This is a genomic window from Leptospira adleri (assembly GCF_002811985.1).
GTDB classification, from domain to species: Bacteria; Spirochaetota; Leptospiria; order Leptospirales; family Leptospiraceae; genus Leptospira; species Leptospira adleri.
In genome coordinates, this window is sequence record NZ_NPDU01000059.1 from 1 (window position 1) to 15,907 (window position 15,907).

Genomic DNA, 15,907 nt, shown 5'->3' on the forward strand with positions numbered 1-15,907 from the left:
CGCTTCCTCATCTAAGAGAGCGTTCAGCGTTTCTTCCACTGAGCCTCTTACGAGTTCGCTCAAGTCTTTCTTGAGCTGGGTCTCATCCACTTGAATTACTTTCAGGTGCGCTTTTTCTTCTTCTGCCCTCATTGGGGGGTTCTCCTTTTTTTGAATTTGATCGTTACAAACTCAATCGGCAAGGAGAGCCTTCTCATTCATTCTTAAATCTGCGAAATATTTTGGACGTTATCTATTAAGAATTTTCGCTTTTGATTTCATTGAATCGGATTTTCTCTCACAATGAATTTGGAAGCAATCCAAAAAAGAAAGTGGAGATTTTGTAAGAAGTTGGAGTTCCGAAAAAGCGGGTTCAGTTCGTTTTGGGTTTTCTATATCTAAGCGAAACTTTCTTGGAGAAAACTCAAAAAACGGGAGAAAGAACGGAGGGGACCGATTTTATTTTCATAATAATTAGAATTCAAGAAAGAATCCCGCGAAAGAATTAAGAGCCGCGGCGAAGCGTAGACTTCAGTTCAGCTTCTTTTCTTTTTCGAAAAATTTCTTATGAATGAGATCTTGGATTTCGTTTCTATGATCGTCGGCGATGTTAACGAAGATGCTGTTCGCTTTCTTTCCGGAAGATCGGATGATTTCCGCTTCGAGAGTCATGTCTTTGCCGTTGATTTTCGCGTGAAGGTGGATACGATCGCCTTCGAACATAGTCATTCTCGAGTCGAGCGCGACGCCTCCGGTTCCTATATCGAGAATGGTGACAGGATGTCTTTCCGACTTTCCTTTGATCGTCATTTCCGCGTCTAAAGTGATTTTAACGCGGGCATTCTTTCTCTTTTGAATCGCAGGATCTCTGTATTCAAAGGAATCGTCGAATAAGGACTTAGTGCCGGCCATATAAGTTCAATTATCCTGATGCCGAAAAATCCGTCAAAGTCAAATTAAGAACGGTCGGATCGGGTGATTCACAAGGTTGGCCGTCCTGGTACGTGACCGTCAACAACTTCTCCGTTAATACGACTTCAGTTTTTGAAACCGTATGCGCGTCCCTTCTGTGCATACAAGGGGAAAGAGCGCCTTTTTCGGGAAAATGAGAGGTAAGAAAATTTTTGGATAATAGCAAAAACTCGTTCGAGTCGGGAAGAGTTTTCGGAAGAAAATATTCTTTGAAGGTCGCTTCTCTGGAAACTTGGGCCTTCGGTCCTTGCGTGAAGGAGCTGCCCATAATTTGAAACGTATCGTCGTTCGTAGTTGCGCTCAAATTCTCGCCGTCCCAAACAAAGACATCGGTTTTTTCGAGAGTGATTCTTACCAATTTGAAAGGATAAAAATTTCGAAGATCGTCCTCTTTTAATTCGTCCGGATCTACTTCGCTTAACAAACAGGAACGAACGAGTAAACCTCGACTCGTCGGGTTTCGGAGAAGTTTTAGAGTCGCTTCGTAAAAGTTCAGAAGACAATAGATTTCTTGAGACGAGTTGACTCCGATCCAAGTTCCTCCATAGTCTCCGTCCAAAGGAGAAATGGCGTAAACGGGACCGTTTCCGATTTTTTGAGGAAGAGAGGAAGGTTTTCGTTTTACGGATTCGTCCCGGTTGAAACCCAGACCGAAAATTTTCTTTTCCTTATTTCTATAGATGATTGCAGTGCACATAACGTGTTCAAGGCGAAAGATAAAAATCGATTCTATGATTTTTATCCGCTTCGTATTTTCCGGAACCGGGAATCAAGGGAAGGGTTTCTCCGTAACCTCGATATCGGACTCTTCCGAACGGAGCCGATTTGGAAAAGAAATATTCGAACGCGGTTTTGGCCCGTTCCTCCGTAGTCACTTGGTTTACTTCTTCGTCTCCCTGATGGGAGGAATGGGATTGAACTTCTATTTTATATCCCGGGAATTCGTTTAACAAAGATCTGATCTTTCCGGGAAGAGTCCACCATCTCGCCTCCACCTGCGATTCGGGAATTGAAATTCGAAGAGAGTTATCCTCTTCGAGAACCAGAATTCCGGTTTTAAATTCTCCGCCCGTTCCGCCCGATTCTCTTCCCAGAACGTCCGTGAATTTCCATTCAAAATAGAAGTCACTTAACGAACCGACTCTGGCGCCGGTTTCGTCCAATCCCTCCCAGGGAATTTCTTCCGAAGGTGAACCGTTTCCGGACCAAGTTTTGATTTTTCTTTTTAAGTCAGTATCAGGCGGTGTTTCGTATAACGTAATTTCCCAGGATTGAAGAGGAACCCCTTGGGCTGAAAGAAAAATTCTTAAAAGGTCGTTTTTGCCGTCGTTGTCGGGCGTGAATTCTTTCGGAGATACGGCAAGGGAGAGATGAAAGGAGTCTTTCGTAACCTGAAAAAAAGAAGGAATGGACAGATAACGTTCGTATCGACTGTGAATCGTTAGGCGATAATAGTAGACGCCCTGGGAAATAAAATCGCCTGCTTGATTTCTAAGATCCCATCTCCATTCCGAAGAAGGTTCGCCGGTATCTCTGATACGATAGACGCTCTTCTCTTCGATTCCATTCTTCTGAAAAATTTCAATCTCGTAAGAATCGGTTTTTATTTTGGGCGAAACGAAGGAATGGAATCGAACGGAGTTCTTCAAACTTCCGGGTAGAAAGGAATACAATTTGGAATCGGAATACAAATCTACGCCGCCTGTTTCGCTTCGAATCGTTAAGTCGTTTAACAAAGTTGCGGATTCGTTTTTTCCCTTATCAAATCCGATCAAACGATAGGAATAAATTCCGCTCGGAAGCTGTTTGTTTGAAAAGTCGGATCCGTCCCAACTCAGATTGGAGGGAACTTCTTTGAGTTTCCATGAATAGGATTTTACGACCTTTCCGTCCGAATCCAAAAATTCACCGGTGAAGTTGTCTCCGAATTCTCCCGAGACTTTTTGCGAGATGTTGATCCTGGATGCGGAGCGGTCTCCTCCTAAAAAAAGAACTCTTGTTTTTGCGTTCAGTTCCGAACTCGGAGAATGAGAATCGAGAAGGATCGACTTCTCTTCCGAAAGAAGATTTTCTTTATTCTCCGTCACCAGTCTTAATCTGTATTTGTATTCTCCGTCCGGTAATAGAAAACCTTTCGAGTCTTCTCCGCTCCAGAGAATGGATTCGGGAATTACGATCTCCGACGGAGAAAGTTTATTCTCGTCCTGCAAAAACGGAAAGAGGGAGAATCCTTTTTTTCTTCTATGATCGGCTCGAAAGGTTTTTACGATATCGTCCCCCGCATTCTTTACGACTAGTTCCCAGTCGAACAAACGAGGAAGCGCGGATTTGGAGATTCTAAATTCTACTGTATCGTTTCTTCCGTCCCAATTCGGCGAGAACGACTCCGAACTCGTTTTGATAAAAGTGTCCGCGCTTATGGACTGGGAAAAAAATAAGAAGGAAGTCGCAATAAAAAGAATCCGGTTCCGCACGCAGTACACTCTAAATTGGTACGTTTTTTTTCCTATGTTTTTTTTAAGAATGGGATTCAACGTTCGATCAGGATTCTTTCGAAGGAGGATAGTTTCTCTTGCGAGTGCTTCCTAAATGAAAGGAGTTTTTATCCGGCGAATCCACGTATTGCCGGAGCGCGTAATAAACCGAAGTGAAAGCGAGTTCTTCCCAAGGGATTTCGTTTGTCGCAAAGAGTCTAACTTCTTCGGATTCCGAACTCTCGGAAAACTTACCGTCGACGAGATCTGCTAAAAAGAACATATAAATCTGACTGATATGAGGGATACTATAAACGCACTGCAATCCGACGATGTTGATCCGGGCATTCGCTTCCTCGTCGGTTTCTCGGATCGCTCCTTCTTCCACTGTTTCCCGATTCTCCAAAAAACCCGCGGGAAGAGTCCAGTAACCCTTTCTAGGTTCGATCGCTCGTTTGCAGAGAAGAATTTTGTCCTCCCAAATCGGAATACTTCCCACCACAACTTTCGGATTTTGATAGTGAATCGTTCCGCAGTTTTCGCAGATATACCGAGGTCGATTGTCTCCCTCGGGAATTTTTTGTAAAACGGAAGATCCGCAAGAACTACAGAATTTCATACTTTTCTAATGCGATTCCAAGTGAGAGTCGCTTCGACCAAAAGCCAAACCGTTAGGACGATCAGGGTTCCGCCGACTCCCGCGAGTAAGATGTTAGGAGAAGGTCCGAGTAAAAAATCGAAAAAGTTCCGAATCATCGCCCAAAGTGTCACCGTCAAAACGAACAACATCGGAAGAAATGCCACCTTGATTCTTTTCTTCGATTTGAGAAGGAAAACGGTTACAACCAAAAGTGCGAGTCCCGCAAGAAGTTGATTCGTGGTTCCGAAAAGTTTCCACAGCGCCAGTCCCGCCGGTTTTTTCTTTCCATCCTGTTCTATCTCCATAAAAGCGAAAAAGCCGATCGCGGCGCAGGCGATCAAACTGGAGACGTAACGATTTCCGACGAGATTCTGAATCCAAGAAATTCGAGTCGACTCCGCGATTTCCTCGATATTGTACCGGAGAAGTCTTGTGGCGGAATCCAAAGAAGTCAGTGCGAAACTGATGACGATGAGCGCGATAAAACCTTGTCCGAACGTTTCCGGAATTCCTATCTGGGCCAAAAATCTTCCGGTTCCGTAAATGTAAGCGCCGACCTGCGGAGCCAAACCTTGAATCCCGGACCAGGAACGATAGAAGCCGGACCATTCGGTCGCGGAACTGAATCCGATGGTGCAGGCGATGACCGCTGAAAGACCTAACAACGATTCGCCGATCATCCCTCCGTAACCGATCGGTCTCGCGTCGATTTCTCTGTCTAATTGTTTCGCCGTCGTACCCGAGCTGACTAACGCGTGAAAGCCGGAAACCGCGCCGCAGGCGATCGTGATAAAAACGAAAGGTATCAAATCTAAGCCGATCGAGTCCGTTCGAATCGCATCCGCGTTGAACGAAGGAAAGTTTTGCAAAACAGCGCCGGAGAAGAATCCAAGATAGATCAAAATGATTCCCAAATACAAAAGGAAAGAATTGATGTAGTCGCGACTTTGTAAGAGAAGCCAGATCGGAGTTACGGACGCCAAAAAAGCGTAGAACAACAGGATGTATTTCCAACTTCCGGTGGAAGGGGAAGTGTCGACGGACGCAAGTCCTGTAGCTTGCAGAACGGATTCTTGCATTCCCAAAACCATGGAAGCGAGAGTCGCGAGAACGCTGACGATCGTCAAAGGGGTGAGGCTCATTCCTTTTTTGTAATGTAGATATCCTACAATGATCGCAAGAATCATGATCGCCGCGGAAGGAATTACCGCCTCCGGAAAATGACTTCTTAGACGGATGGAAGGTTTTTCCTGGGTTCTGATTTCTCCTGGATGGTCGTGCGATTCTTTGGTTGGATCTTTTACGTCTGCGGTTGCGTTAGGCGGAATCTTTGTGGTTTCCGCCGCGACGGTCGGTTGGGAAGTTTGGATCGCTTTCGGATCCGCGGAAAACATTTCGGCGAGAACCAAAACGAACACCCCCATCGCAAGAGCCACTAAGAAGAAGATGATTGCATGGAACAGGCTTCTCGCACGATGACCGAGAAGGTCTTCCGCGACTTGGCCGATGCTCTTGCCCTGGTTGCGGACCGAGACGACCAAGGCTCCGAAATCGTGCACGCAACCCACAAAAATACTTCCAAATACCACCCAAATCATGGCCGGAAGCCAACCCCAAATGACCGCGACCGCAGGTCCAAGAATGGGAGCCAAACCCGCGATGGACGCGTAGTGATGACCGAATAAGACGATCGGTTTCGTGGGAAGGTAATCTACCCCGTCATTGAACTTATGAGCCGGAGTATCCGTCGTATTGTCTTTCAATTCGAAGATCGATCGAGAGATATAACCCGAATAAAATTTATATCCAAGGAAATAGACGAGGAAACAACCGAGGACCGCGATGAGTGGAAGCATATTAGGATGGATGGAGTTAAGAAAGGATCCGAGCAAACCTTTTTTCGAAGCCCGGGAAGAATTCCGTTTCGGATTCTTATGGAAGAATCTGAAAAAGAATTGATGAACGGATTTACTAGGGTTGAAAATCTGGAAGTAGAAGGGAATGCAGACTCGAAGTTTTGAACAGATTCGTTCCTCTTTGGAGGATATCATATTCGACATTCAATCCGGATGTACGAACTGCGAATGGTATATCTCCGTGGAAAAAATCATCTCCGCTTTGAACATCCGTAAGGAAGATTATTATAGAATTTTTTACGATCTTAGAAACGAGGTTCATTTTTCCTCAAGAGCGGCTTCCGGTTTTAACGAAACGCAGGCGGATTCTCTCATACAACTTCTTTCCAAAATTCTGAAGATAGAAGGAATCGGAGATGAATTTGCAAAAAACGGAATATACTTCGACGACAATTATCTTGCCGAACTTCAGATCAATCTGAAGGAAAATATCCAGAATCGTTTGGAAAGACACGAACTGGATAAAGAGCTGCTTCTTCTTTTGTCCTCGGCGACGATCGACTTCGACGACGCGTTCGATTCTTACTTCGACGATAAATTCAATTTCGAAAGAATCGTCGTAAACGGGATCTCCGATTTTATGGAATCGAAATCGATTCAAAACGACTACGGAGCGGACGTTTTTTTAAAAAATCATATCTTTTCCATTCTCAATACTAAGTTGTTTCATCTTAGGGAAATCACGAGAGAATACAGGGACCGCGCTTATTACGAATTGTTCGGGGCCTTCCGAAAAAAACCGAAAAAGAAAAAACCGGTTTCCGTGTTTCAGGAGATGGATCCGGAAACGCAAAGACATCTCGACGTCCTCGGTTTCGACGCGCCTTGTACTCTTGAGGAGTTGAAAAAAAGATTCAAAGAATTGATCAAAAAATATCATCCCGACATCAACAAGGACGGATTGGAAATGACTCAACGAATCATCGCCTCCTATAATTTTTTGATCATGAGGATGAGTTAGTTGTTCTTTTGGATTTCGCGCGGAGTTCCGGAGCCTTATATTCCTCCCGCGCGACCGGAGATCGTTCATCCCTTGCACGCGGTTCCGCCTTCGCCAGCTTCCAGAAAAATCGAAACCGAAGAAAAATCGACAAAGGAGAATTTATCCAAAGGTTTTTCCGAGGGAGCAAGCTCGGAATACAAAGCCAATTCTTCGCTCTCCGACGTTAAATCCAAGCAGGGAGAACTTTTGTCCTCCTTGACCGCGAGGGATTTGATGAGTTCGCACGTGGTCAGTTTTGAAGAGACGGATCTGATCGAAAGAGCGGAAGAGATATTTTTTCAAAAAAGATTCCGACACGTTCCCGTGATCAAAGACGAATCCACGTTATGCGGAATTCTTTCCGATCGGGATTGGATGAGATGGCAACTGACGAAAGGAAAGGATGTCGGATTAGCAAAAACGATAGGCGACATCATGAAGACGAAAGTGCTTTCCGTCCAGATTTATGCAGGAATCGGAGAAATTTCGAAAGTCCTTTTCGAGGAAAGAATCGGATGTCTACCGGTCGTGAACGAGCAGGCCCAGGTCATCGGAATGATCACTCGAAGCGACGTCCTTCGCGCGATTTTGAAGGTCAACGAAAGGGAATTTCTCGCTTGAGTCGGGAATGAATTCTTTTAACTTAGAGCGAAAATAAAGAGGATAATATTGAATCCATCGATCATCATCCGACCCGCCGAAGCCAAGGACGTAGATACAATCGTTCCTTTGATTTATTCTTCAGGCCCTGCCGCTTGGGATTACGTGTTCACCCAAGGATCCAAAACGCCCTTTGATTTTCTCCGCACTTCGTTTATCAAACGAGGAAACACGATCTCATATAAGAATCATTACGTGGCGGAATCGGACGGAGAAGTCGTCGGTTCGATCATGAGTTATAGACAACCTTCCTTTCTTTTGTTAAACGGAGGGACCGCCTTGAGAATCGTTTCCGTGTACGGGTTCGCGGCTCCGAAGGTAATGGCGCGGGGACTCGTGACCGAGGGAATGATTCGTCCGCCTAAATCCGGAAGACTTTATCTCGGACACATAGCGGTTTCCGAAAAATACAGAGGAAAAGGAATCGGAAAAAATCTCATCCGTTTTATGGCTAATGAATTTCCACGGTTTCAAACCTTGTCCTTGGATGTTTCGCAAAAGAACGACGCAGCGATTCGACTCTACAACGGGCTCGGATTTCAGACGGTGGAAACGAGAAGTTTCAGCGGGCCGGCCGGGAAAGTGCCGGATCATTTTTACATGGAAGTGGAAAGAAGTATATTAAAGTAATCGAATGGAAAATTTAAAAACACCGCACCAGAGTTCCGTGGAAACCAGACATATCGTAATGCCCGATCAAGCAAACCACTACGGAACTTTGTTCGGCGGAACTCTAATGTATTGGATCGATATGATCGCGGTCATGGTCGCGCAAAGGCATTGCGGAAAGGAAGCCGTTACCGCGAGCGTGGATCGTCTCAACTTTATAGCTCCGATTGCGGTAGGCGATCACGTAATTTTAAAGGCGAGCGTCAATTATACCGGAAGAACTTCGATGGAAGTCGGCGTTCAGGTCTCGAAGGAAAATCCGTACACGGGGACCATCGTAAGGGCGACGACCGCGTATCTCACCTTCGTGGCGTTAGACGAATCTAAAAAACCCTGTCCTGTTCCGCAGATCAAACCCGAAACCGAAGACGAGACGAGAAGATTTAAGAATGCGGTGCTAAGACAGGAATCCAATCGGGAGCTGGTAAAAAAGATCCGAGAGTCGAAATGAGAATTTTGTTTTCGCAATGTGAATTGGATCTGGCGCCTTGGATCGGTTGTTATTGGAGTTGGGAATCCGATTCTTCCGCGGCTTTGACGGAATTGCCGAAAGTATTCCCTTCCGTAGAAAATGAGATTCATATTTCTTATCGGGATCCGATTTTAATCGGCACGTTTCAAAATGGAAAAGAAGAATGGAATTCTTCCCGGGGACATATCGTCGGAAATCATCTTTCTCCCTTTCGGATTTCTCCCGAGGGGAAGGTCGGATTTTTTAACGTCAGGATGATTCCCGGAGCGTTTTCTGAATTTTTTAAAATTCCCGGAAAAGAAATCAAAAGTCATTTCGGCGATCTGCAAACTCCGAACAACGTGGAATATTCCGATTTTATTAACCGAATTCGGGACGCGGATTCTTTTCAAGGCCGAGTGAGTCTATCGAACGAGTATTTTAGAAAATTATTGAATTCTAAAAAAGAAACCGATCCGGTCGTAGCCGAGGCAGTAAGAAGGATCGTTTCGAGCCAAGGCAAAATTCCTATTTCAAAGTTGACTCAGGATTTGGGAGTGATCAAAAAAACTTTGGAGCGAAAGTTTCAGGAAAAAATCGGATACAATCCGAAAGAATTCGCGCGGGTCGTACGTTTTCAAAACGCCGCGTGGATGAAACTGGAAAATCAAAATCTAAGCGAACTGGCCTTGAACGCGGGGTATTACGATCAATCTCATTTGACCAAGGAGTTCGTCGCGCTTTCAGGATATTCTCCTTTGATTTGGTACGGGCTGAGAGATAGAATTTTGTCCCTTTTTTACAATACAAGACCCGGTTCTTTTTAGTATAATTCGGTGATACGGAGAATGGATCGAAGACAAAATCCATTCGAGAGCGGGGTTCTATGACTCGGGACAAACTTAAAGAAGATTCGAATCAGGAAAGTAAGATTTCATTTTGGAAAAGATTCCTTTTTTTTAGAGCGATTAAAAAGGGAAACACATCCCGTTTGAGAAGTCTTTTGACGGACGGGTTGAATCCGAACGCGTCGCGCTATCACGGAATGGGTCCGGTTTCACTCGCGGTTAAGTATCAGAATCCGAGAGCCGTTGAAATTCTCATGGAATTTTTAGCCGATCCGAATCTATCGGATGAGATTACCGGAATGACTCCGTTGATCCATTCTATTTTGGAAGATTCTTCCCAGGATCTTTTATCTCTGCTTGTTTTTTTCGGAGCCGATCTCGATCAAAAAGACAACAACGGGATGAGTCCGCTCCATCACTGCGTGAACGAAGGAAAACTTTTTCCTTTTCAATTTCTTCTGGAGAAGGGAGCGGATCCTAACGTCCAGGATTTTGACGGAGTGACTTGTATGAACTTGGCGAAGTCTTCTCACGGGATGTCCGAGTTTGCCGAGCTCCTTCTGAAACACGGAGCCGATCCTACGATCCAGGACAAACACGGAAAAATCTATCTGATGTAAGCGGCATTGAAGATCGAATTCAATTGACAGAGAGGATAGAATCGAAAGCCTGAAAGGAGAATGAAACCTCCCGCAAGTCAATCCTGTCAACACTACCCGGAGTGCGCCGGTTGCGATCGATTGCATATCGGTTACGAAAAACAACTTCAACTGAAACAGGAAGAGATCGAAAAACAATTCGGAGGTTTTAAGGGATTGGACATTCGGACGATCGTAAAAAGTCCGAAGGATCAGATGTATCGTCATAAGGTTCAGCTTCCGTTCGGACATAGGAAGATCGGCAAAAAGACGGTTCTTACCCTCGGGCTGCACAACAAAGAAAATACTTTTATCATCGATCAGAAAGAATGTAGAATTCAGGACGCGGATCTTACCGTCGTGGCCTCTGCGATAAGACACTGGGCAAGAACCGAAAATCTAAGTCCCTACTTTGAAAAAAACGGAAACGGACTTCTGAGACATATCGTTTTGAGAAAGGCGCGCGCTTCGCAGGAAATTCTCGTGGGAATCGTGACCAACGCGAACGAAATTCCGGGAAGAAAGAATATCACGAACAGCTTACATTCGTATATTAAACAATTCTTAAGTCAGGAAAAGTCCAAGGCGGAAGTCGTCGGAATTTTGCAGAACGTAAACCAGAGAAATACGAAAGTGGTTCTCGGTGAAAAGGAGACGACTTGGTATGGGAGGCATTTTGTAAAGGAGAAGATCGGCGAACTTAACTTTCAGATCGGCCTTTCCACATTCTTTCAAGTCAATCCGTTTCAAATCGAAAACCTTTACAATCTTGTTTTAGACGACCTCCCTTCGGGTTCCGTCGTAGTGGACGCTTATTGCGGGATCGGCACGATTACTCTCTACGCGGCTTCCAAATCCAAGAAGGTGATCGGTCTTGAAGAGAATCCGAATTCCATCCGATCCGCGATCGGGGCCGCGAAGGCGAATCAAGTGGAAAACGCAGTCTTCACGAAAGGTAAAGTTCTTCAGACGTTACAAGCCGCTTTGAACGAAAAGCCGGACGTCGTAATCGTCGATCCGCCGAGGGAAGGATTGGATCCGGAGACTAAAAAGATATTACTCAATTCTAAAGTGGAAAGGGTCCTTTACGTTTCCTGCAATCCGGAAACGTTGAGAAGAGACGCCTTGGATCTTACAAAATCCTTTCGATACGAAAAATTGACTCCGGTGGATTTATTTCCGCATACGAGTCATCTGGAAAGTGTCGCCGTTTTTACAAGATAGAATTATGATACGTTCGAAGATCCGTTTCCGTTTTGGAAGTTTTTATCTTTGATAGAAACCTTTCAATTTGTCGGAGTTCCTAAAAAACATTTTTTTTATTAAGAGCGTTTGAAAGCGGACTTCAAGTCAGCCCCAAGTAGAACCGCTGTGAAACCGAAGTTTTCAAATTCCGTCGACGAGGAAGAGGATTTTATTTTCGGTAAAATTTAAAACGAAAGGCGCATAACGTTTCCCGCGAAGGGAATCGGAATCGAGCCGGGATCCGGCTCGATAAAATGAAATCAAAGTTCTGGGAAAGGAGAATCTAAGATAACCTTGTCTTCTTTCAGAGAACATTTGGATTGAAGTACAATCGTAAGGGGAGCGCCGATGAGATAACCGCTCAAACCCTTGATCTCGGCGATACAATCGTCGACTTCGGTTTTCACGTATTTGCCGTCCGATTTGATGCCGGCTAATTGGTCCGATAAAAGCGAAAGAATCGAAACAGAAGCGCGGCCATTTAAAATGGTCGAGTTGATCAAATCGGTGACGATCGCCGCGTCTCTGATTTCGCCCGCCGCTTCGGAACCTTTGATTCTTCCCGGAGCGATTCCGAGAGTATCAAATAACAGACAGTTATAAACTTGGGAAAGAAAAAATAGGATGAGAATTCTTTTAGATAGAGTTTTCAACTTTGACCTCTGATAAAATATTTAAGAAAGGCTATCTCTCGCCGACGTAAGGTCAATCAGAAATAAATTTCATAGATAAAAATGAGATCGATTCCTTGTTTTGCGAATGAATCGTAAAACGAGGAAAGTCCGGAATATTCAAAAAGGTTACTTATCTTTTATTTCGTTTTGGAAAATGGAATTTAAGAATCTTTGCATATAACGGATTCTTCCTTTAGAATGAACTCCCCGAAAGGTCCGATTCAAATCTCACTCAAGGGGGATTTTTTTGGCGTCCCGAAAAGTTTTTAAGATCGTCTCGGAAAGTTCTTCTTGTTTTGTAAAAAAGCAAATTTGATAATCCGTTTCTTCTTGAAAAACTTTGAGATAAGAAAGCGCGGATTGAATTCTTACCGGATCCAGATGGACGAAGGGTTCGTCTAACAGAAGAATTCCGTTTTTCGGGACCGTTTTGCGAGCCAATAATAACTTGAAGATCAAGTAAAACGTAGCGAGCGTTCCGCCGGAAAGGTGCTCGATAGAGCGGAGTTGACCGGTCGCGTCTTCCATCTTGATCAGTTCTTTTTTATCGAGCGCTTCGAAGGAAACTTCCCTTTTTGGAAGAAGAAGATCGAGGTCCTTTCGAATTTCGGAAGCGATCGAAACAAATTGAAAGGATTGGTCTTTGGAAATATCCTCGACGATTTCCTGAGCGATCTTCGCCGATCTTCGTCTCGATTCCAATCTCGATAATTCTTTTTCTTTCTCGGAGAGAATCTGCAAAGTGAAAATGAGATCCTTTTCTTTTTCGGGAAGAGAATCCTGAATTCTCGAATCTTCCACTTTGATTACGGTATTGAGTTCGTTTAATCTTTTTTCAAGGGAATGAAATTCGGTCTCCAATTCTTTCTTTTGAGCGTTTTTGGAGATTCTTTCGGATTCGGAAAGGCCTTGCGTCGGAATTTCGTCTAACGTTGAAATTTCGGTTTTCCATAGGATTTCCAATTCCTCCGGACTTTTTCCCGCGTTTGCGGATCTGAGTTTTTGCGAGGACTCTGCGAAAATTTTGGACTGGGATTGAAACTCCGCTATTTGTTTGTGATAGTCTTGAACGGAGACGACCCTTTTTTCGCCAAGCCAAGAATTTCTTTTGGTCTGAAGTTCGGAAAGTTTTTCCTTTTCGAGTTTGCTCTTGGATCGGATCGTTTCCAGGGTTTCGTATAACCTTTCGAGTTCTTTCTCCGAAGTTTCCGCCTGTTCCGATCTACTTTCAAAATTTTGAATCTGTTTGGATAAGAATTGTCTAAGAACGTCCATTCTTTCGACGGAGGAGATTTGATTTTCCGGAAACGTTAGATTCCATTCGCTTAATCTTTTGGAAACCTCCTCTTTCTCCTTTGCGGAACTGTAACGAATCTCCAAAGATTCCTTTTTACGCGTGAACAGATAAAGCCCGATCCCGATGGCGCCCGCGCAAAGCAGAGATCCGATCAGAAGTCCGATGGGAGAAACGTTCGAAACTAAAAGAGAAATCAGGATCCCCGTTAAACCCAGAAAACCGAAACCCGCGATTCCGGCGCCGACGAGTTTTTGATTGGAATCGGAAAGATCGGTGCGGACTTCTTCGGTAAAACCTTCCTCTCTCAGAGTTTTGTCGATCTTTTCCATCGATTCTTCCGCTTTCGATTTCATCTTTTGTAAAAGCGGAAGTTGGTTTTTGAGGGAATCGAGTTCTTTCCTTTTGAGGTCGATCGCCTTTTGTTTGTCCTGAAGGAGCGCTTCCGAAGATGTGAGTGAAGATTGAACTTGATCGATTTCTTTCTGAAAATTTTCGTAGATCGAGGATTCGTCTTTGGAATAGAGAAAATTCTTTTTCAGAGTTTCCTCGAGAGTTTTCAATCTCTGGATTTTGGAAAGAGAATCTAAGAGTTGGATTTTTTTTTGGATCTTAGAATCCAATAAGAATTCCTTTTCAAGTTGCGTTAGTTTGTCTTTGATCTCGTTCGCCCTTTCCCGATCTTTGACGTGTTTTCCTTCCATTTCCACGTTGTTTTTATTTCTGGAATGAAGACTTTCGATTTCGGACGTAAGAAGAATTCTTTTGGATTTGAGATTTGTAATTTCTTTCTTGAGATTTTCAACGTGAGTCCAGTCTTTGCTGTTCGTTTTTGGAGAATGGATTTTTTTGAGATCGCTCGAAATTCCTTCCAAGTTCACTCCGTTGTTGAGAAGTTTGCTCCGTAAAAATTCCGGTTTGATGATCTTTTCGTTGTTAAACGCGAATTCCAATTCTCCTTCCCGAAGAGAAATACAATGAACGTACTGAGGAGCCGATTCTTTGGAAAGTTCCGGAATTTCTCCCACGACTTGATAACCTTCCAAGCTCTTGTCCCCGTATCGGGAAAGAATGCTTTTTTTCGGTTCCTGGCTCGCTGTGAGAAACTTACTTCCGATTCCGAGACGAAACGCGTCGAAGATCGTAGTTTTACCGGATTCGTTTTTTCCTTGAAAGATCGTAACGGAAGAGCCGAGTTCGAAGTCGGATTGATTGAACTTACCGAATTTGAGAAGTTTTAGTCTGGAGATCATCTTTCGTTTTTCCCCGCGTTTTCTTCGATTTGTTCCAGACCTAAGACCAAAATTTCGTTCCAATCGGGAGCGTCCGCTCCGGACCAGCTTCGTTGAAGGTCCATTAGCTTTTCGTAAAATAGTTTTGCGACCGGGTTATCGATGAGGGCCGAGGAGGTTTTGAGATCCGAGGTTTTGATTTCTATCTTTCTGCAACGGGCGGATTCGGTGAAACGATTCAAGGTTTCGGAGACGACGTGTTCGTCTTCCACGATTCCAGAGACGCGGATTCGAACCGTGTCCGTTTTCGAAAAAAGAGAGGCGGTCTTTTCGAGTTCCGGAATTTCACCCGAAAGAGTTACGGAAATGGAAAAGTCCTTAAATTCTCCGGCGGAGGAAACGATTCTTTCTTTCAAAACCGGAGTTCCGTTTTTACCCAGAGAAACTATGTTTACGGTCCGGACTCCCGATTCTCCCTGAGAAACGATACGAGGAGAACCGGGATACGCTTTGAGGAGGGAACCGGAAACTTCGTGACGTTTGGAATGGATATGACCTAACGCGAGATAGTCGAACTTCGCTTCTAAAAACGGTCCCGAGTCCAGGATGGAATCGGCTTCCTCCGGAGAAGGACCGAGGTATTCCACGAGTTTCGTTTCCGTTCCGTGAAGGAGCGCGATTCTATACTGAACCTTCTTTTCCTTAAATTGAATATTCGAATAATCTAAATTTCTGTTGAAGGGAAATCCGAAAAATTCCGCGGAAACTCCGTCGACTTCTTCCAGCCAGAGTTTTACGTTTTCCCCTTTTTGAGGATAGAGCATGGGGGAAAGATCCGCGGAGATCGGGTAAGTCCCTTCGGGGAGGCCGAGTTCCTCATGGTTGCCGGGGATATAAAAAATTCTTCCGGGAAAGGATTGGAGGATCGATCTGACTTCTTCTTTGAGCGCGGCGATGTCGCTGTTTCGGTCGAAGAGGTCGCCGCAAAAAAGGATATGAGTGCAGAGTTCTTCGGACGCGATCGAAACGATCTCTTTGAGAACGGAAAGGGAATAGTCCTTTTCCTTTTGGCTGAGGTGCAGATCGGCGCTGTGTAAAAAACGAATCATGGGCTAGGTCCTAATTTCTAAGAATAGGGTTTTCCCCGGACAAAAATTCAAGGGAATCCGTTTCTTTTTGAAATTTTTTTCGAGGCATTGGCGGGGCTTCCCGCCCTCGGAAGGGCGGTCGCGC

General features: G+C 44.6%; 15 protein-coding genes and 1 pseudogene. 7 read left to right on the forward strand and 9 right to left on the reverse strand.

The genetic code is table 11. The features are described from left to right. The 6 genes and pseudogenes from CH376_RS24660 to CH376_RS18070 all read right to left on the reverse strand — a co-directional run. A pseudogene (locus CH376_RS24660) lies at positions 1 to 132 on the reverse strand (IS256 family transposase); the annotation flags it as partial. A gap of 378 nt (positions 133 to 510) precedes the next feature. Next, positions 511 to 891 (reverse strand): PilZ domain-containing protein, encoded by a 381-nt coding sequence (locus CH376_RS18050; protein WP_100787692.1) that lies wholly within the window; start codon positions 889 to 891, stop codon positions 511 to 513. Positions 892 to 901: 10 nt separating this feature from the next. Next, positions 902 to 1,648: an NRDE family protein gene (locus CH376_RS18055; RefSeq protein WP_100787691.1), complete on the reverse strand. Its 747-nt coding sequence runs from the start codon at positions 1,646 to 1,648 to the stop codon at positions 902 to 904. Positions 1,649 to 1,655: 7 nt separating this feature from the next. Then, positions 1,656 to 3,425 carry a fibronectin-binding adhesin Lsa66 gene (lsa66, locus tag CH376_RS18060; RefSeq protein WP_100787693.1) on the reverse strand — a complete coding sequence of 590 codons (1,770 nt, stop codon included), beginning with the start codon at positions 3,423 to 3,425 and terminating at the stop codon, positions 1,656 to 1,658. Between the two features lie 67 nt (positions 3,426 to 3,492). Then, the gene (locus CH376_RS18065; RefSeq protein ID WP_100787690.1) at positions 3,493 to 4,044 is read right to left on the reverse strand and encodes an NUDIX hydrolase; all 552 of its coding nucleotides are present in this window, start codon (positions 4,042 to 4,044) and stop codon (positions 3,493 to 3,495) included. Next, positions 4,041 to 6,125: a carbon starvation CstA family protein gene (locus tag CH376_RS18070; RefSeq protein ID WP_420843565.1), complete on the reverse strand. Its 2,085-nt coding sequence runs from the start codon at positions 6,123 to 6,125 to the stop codon at positions 4,041 to 4,043. The genes CH376_RS18065 and CH376_RS18070 overlap by 4 nt, the downstream gene beginning before the upstream one ends. Here CH376_RS18070 and CH376_RS18075 point away from each other — a divergent pair. From CH376_RS18075 to rlmD, 7 genes are read left to right on the forward strand one after another with little or no spacing between them, the layout of a single operon-like run. Further along, a complete protein-coding gene (locus tag CH376_RS18075) occupies positions 6,067 to 6,942 on the forward strand; it encodes a J domain-containing protein (protein ID WP_100787688.1) in 876 nt (291 codons plus the stop codon). The two genes, CH376_RS18070 and CH376_RS18075, sit on opposite strands and share 59 nt — an antisense overlap. Further along, positions 6,943 to 7,584: a CBS domain-containing protein gene (locus CH376_RS18080; RefSeq protein WP_100787687.1), complete on the forward strand. Its 642-nt coding sequence runs from the start codon at positions 6,943 to 6,945 to the stop codon at positions 7,582 to 7,584. It begins immediately after the preceding gene. 45 nt (positions 7,585 to 7,629) lie between these two features. Then, entirely contained in the window at positions 7,630 to 8,253 is a 624-nt protein-coding gene (locus tag CH376_RS18085; protein ID WP_100787686.1) for a GNAT family N-acetyltransferase, read from the forward strand. A gap of 4 nt (positions 8,254 to 8,257) precedes the next feature. Next, positions 8,258 to 8,743, forward strand: a complete 486-nt coding sequence (locus CH376_RS18090; RefSeq protein WP_100787685.1) for an acyl-CoA thioesterase — start codon at positions 8,258 to 8,260, stop codon at positions 8,741 to 8,743. Beyond that, a complete protein-coding gene (locus tag CH376_RS18095; protein ID WP_100787684.1) occupies positions 8,740 to 9,570 on the forward strand; it encodes a helix-turn-helix domain-containing protein in 831 nt (276 codons plus the stop codon). The genes CH376_RS18090 and CH376_RS18095 overlap by 4 nt, the downstream gene beginning before the upstream one ends. 59 nt (positions 9,571 to 9,629) lie before the next feature. Next, the gene (locus CH376_RS18100; protein ID WP_100787683.1) at positions 9,630 to 10,211 is read left to right on the forward strand and encodes an ankyrin repeat domain-containing protein; all 582 of its coding nucleotides are present in this window, start codon (positions 9,630 to 9,632) and stop codon (positions 10,209 to 10,211) included. A gap of 60 nt (positions 10,212 to 10,271) precedes the next feature. Next, on the forward strand, positions 10,272 to 11,453 hold the full coding sequence (rlmD, locus tag CH376_RS18105; protein WP_100787682.1) for a 23S rRNA (uracil(1939)-C(5))-methyltransferase RlmD: 1,182 nt from the start codon (positions 10,272 to 10,274) through the stop codon (positions 11,451 to 11,453). A gap of 281 nt (positions 11,454 to 11,734) precedes the next feature. On the opposite strand, the gene CH376_RS18110 is transcribed toward rlmD, so the two are convergent. From CH376_RS18110 to CH376_RS18120, 3 genes are all read right to left on the reverse strand, one after another. Further along, on the reverse strand, positions 11,735 to 12,127 hold the full coding sequence (locus tag CH376_RS18110; protein WP_100787681.1) for a TIGR04452 family lipoprotein: 393 nt from the start codon (positions 12,125 to 12,127) through the stop codon (positions 11,735 to 11,737). 249 nt (positions 12,128 to 12,376) lie between these two features. After that, a complete protein-coding gene (locus CH376_RS18115; protein WP_100787680.1) occupies positions 12,377 to 14,695 on the reverse strand; it encodes an ATP-binding protein in 2,319 nt (772 codons plus the stop codon). Beyond that, positions 14,692 to 15,783: a metallophosphoesterase family protein gene (locus tag CH376_RS18120; protein ID WP_100787679.1), complete on the reverse strand. Its 1,092-nt coding sequence runs from the start codon at positions 15,781 to 15,783 to the stop codon at positions 14,692 to 14,694. Before CH376_RS18120 ends, CH376_RS18115 begins: the two co-directional genes overlap by 4 nt. Between the last annotated feature and the right edge of the window lie 124 nt (positions 15,784 to 15,907).

What these genes read in the sequence shown, in the direction of transcription:
- CH376_RS18050 (WP_100787692.1), bottom strand. Translation starts at nt 891, where the DNA reads ATGGCCGGCACTAAGTCCTTATTCGACGATTCCTTTGAATACAGAGAT.
- CH376_RS18055 (WP_100787691.1), bottom strand. Translation starts at nt 1,648, where the DNA reads ATGTGCACTGCAATCATCTATAGAAATAAGGAAAAGAAAATTTTCGGT.
- CH376_RS18065 (WP_100787690.1), bottom strand. Translation starts at nt 4,044, where the DNA reads ATGAAATTCTGTAGTTCTTGCGGATCTTCCGTTTTACAAAAAATTCCC.
- CH376_RS18075 (WP_100787688.1), top strand. Translation starts at nt 6,067, where the DNA reads ATGCAGACTCGAAGTTTTGAACAGATTCGTTCCTCTTTGGAGGATATC.
- CH376_RS18070 (WP_420843565.1), bottom strand. Translation starts at nt 6,125, where the DNA reads ATGTCGAATATGATATCCTCCAAAGAGGAACGAATCTGTTCAAAACTT.
- CH376_RS18090 (WP_100787685.1), top strand. Translation starts at nt 8,258, where the DNA reads ATGGAAAATTTAAAAACACCGCACCAGAGTTCCGTGGAAACCAGACAT.
- CH376_RS18095 (WP_100787684.1), top strand. Translation starts at nt 8,740, where the DNA reads ATGAGAATTTTGTTTTCGCAATGTGAATTGGATCTGGCGCCTTGGATC.
- CH376_RS18100 (WP_100787683.1), top strand. Translation starts at nt 9,630, where the DNA reads ATGACTCGGGACAAACTTAAAGAAGATTCGAATCAGGAAAGTAAGATT.
- rlmD (WP_100787682.1), top strand. Translation starts at nt 10,272, where the DNA reads ATGAAACCTCCCGCAAGTCAATCCTGTCAACACTACCCGGAGTGCGCC.
- CH376_RS18115 (WP_100787680.1), bottom strand. Translation starts at nt 14,695, where the DNA reads ATGATCTCCAGACTAAAACTTCTCAAATTCGGTAAGTTCAATCAATCC.
- CH376_RS18120 (WP_100787679.1), bottom strand. Translation starts at nt 15,783, where the DNA reads ATGATTCGTTTTTTACACAGCGCCGATCTGCACCTCAGCCAAAAGGAA.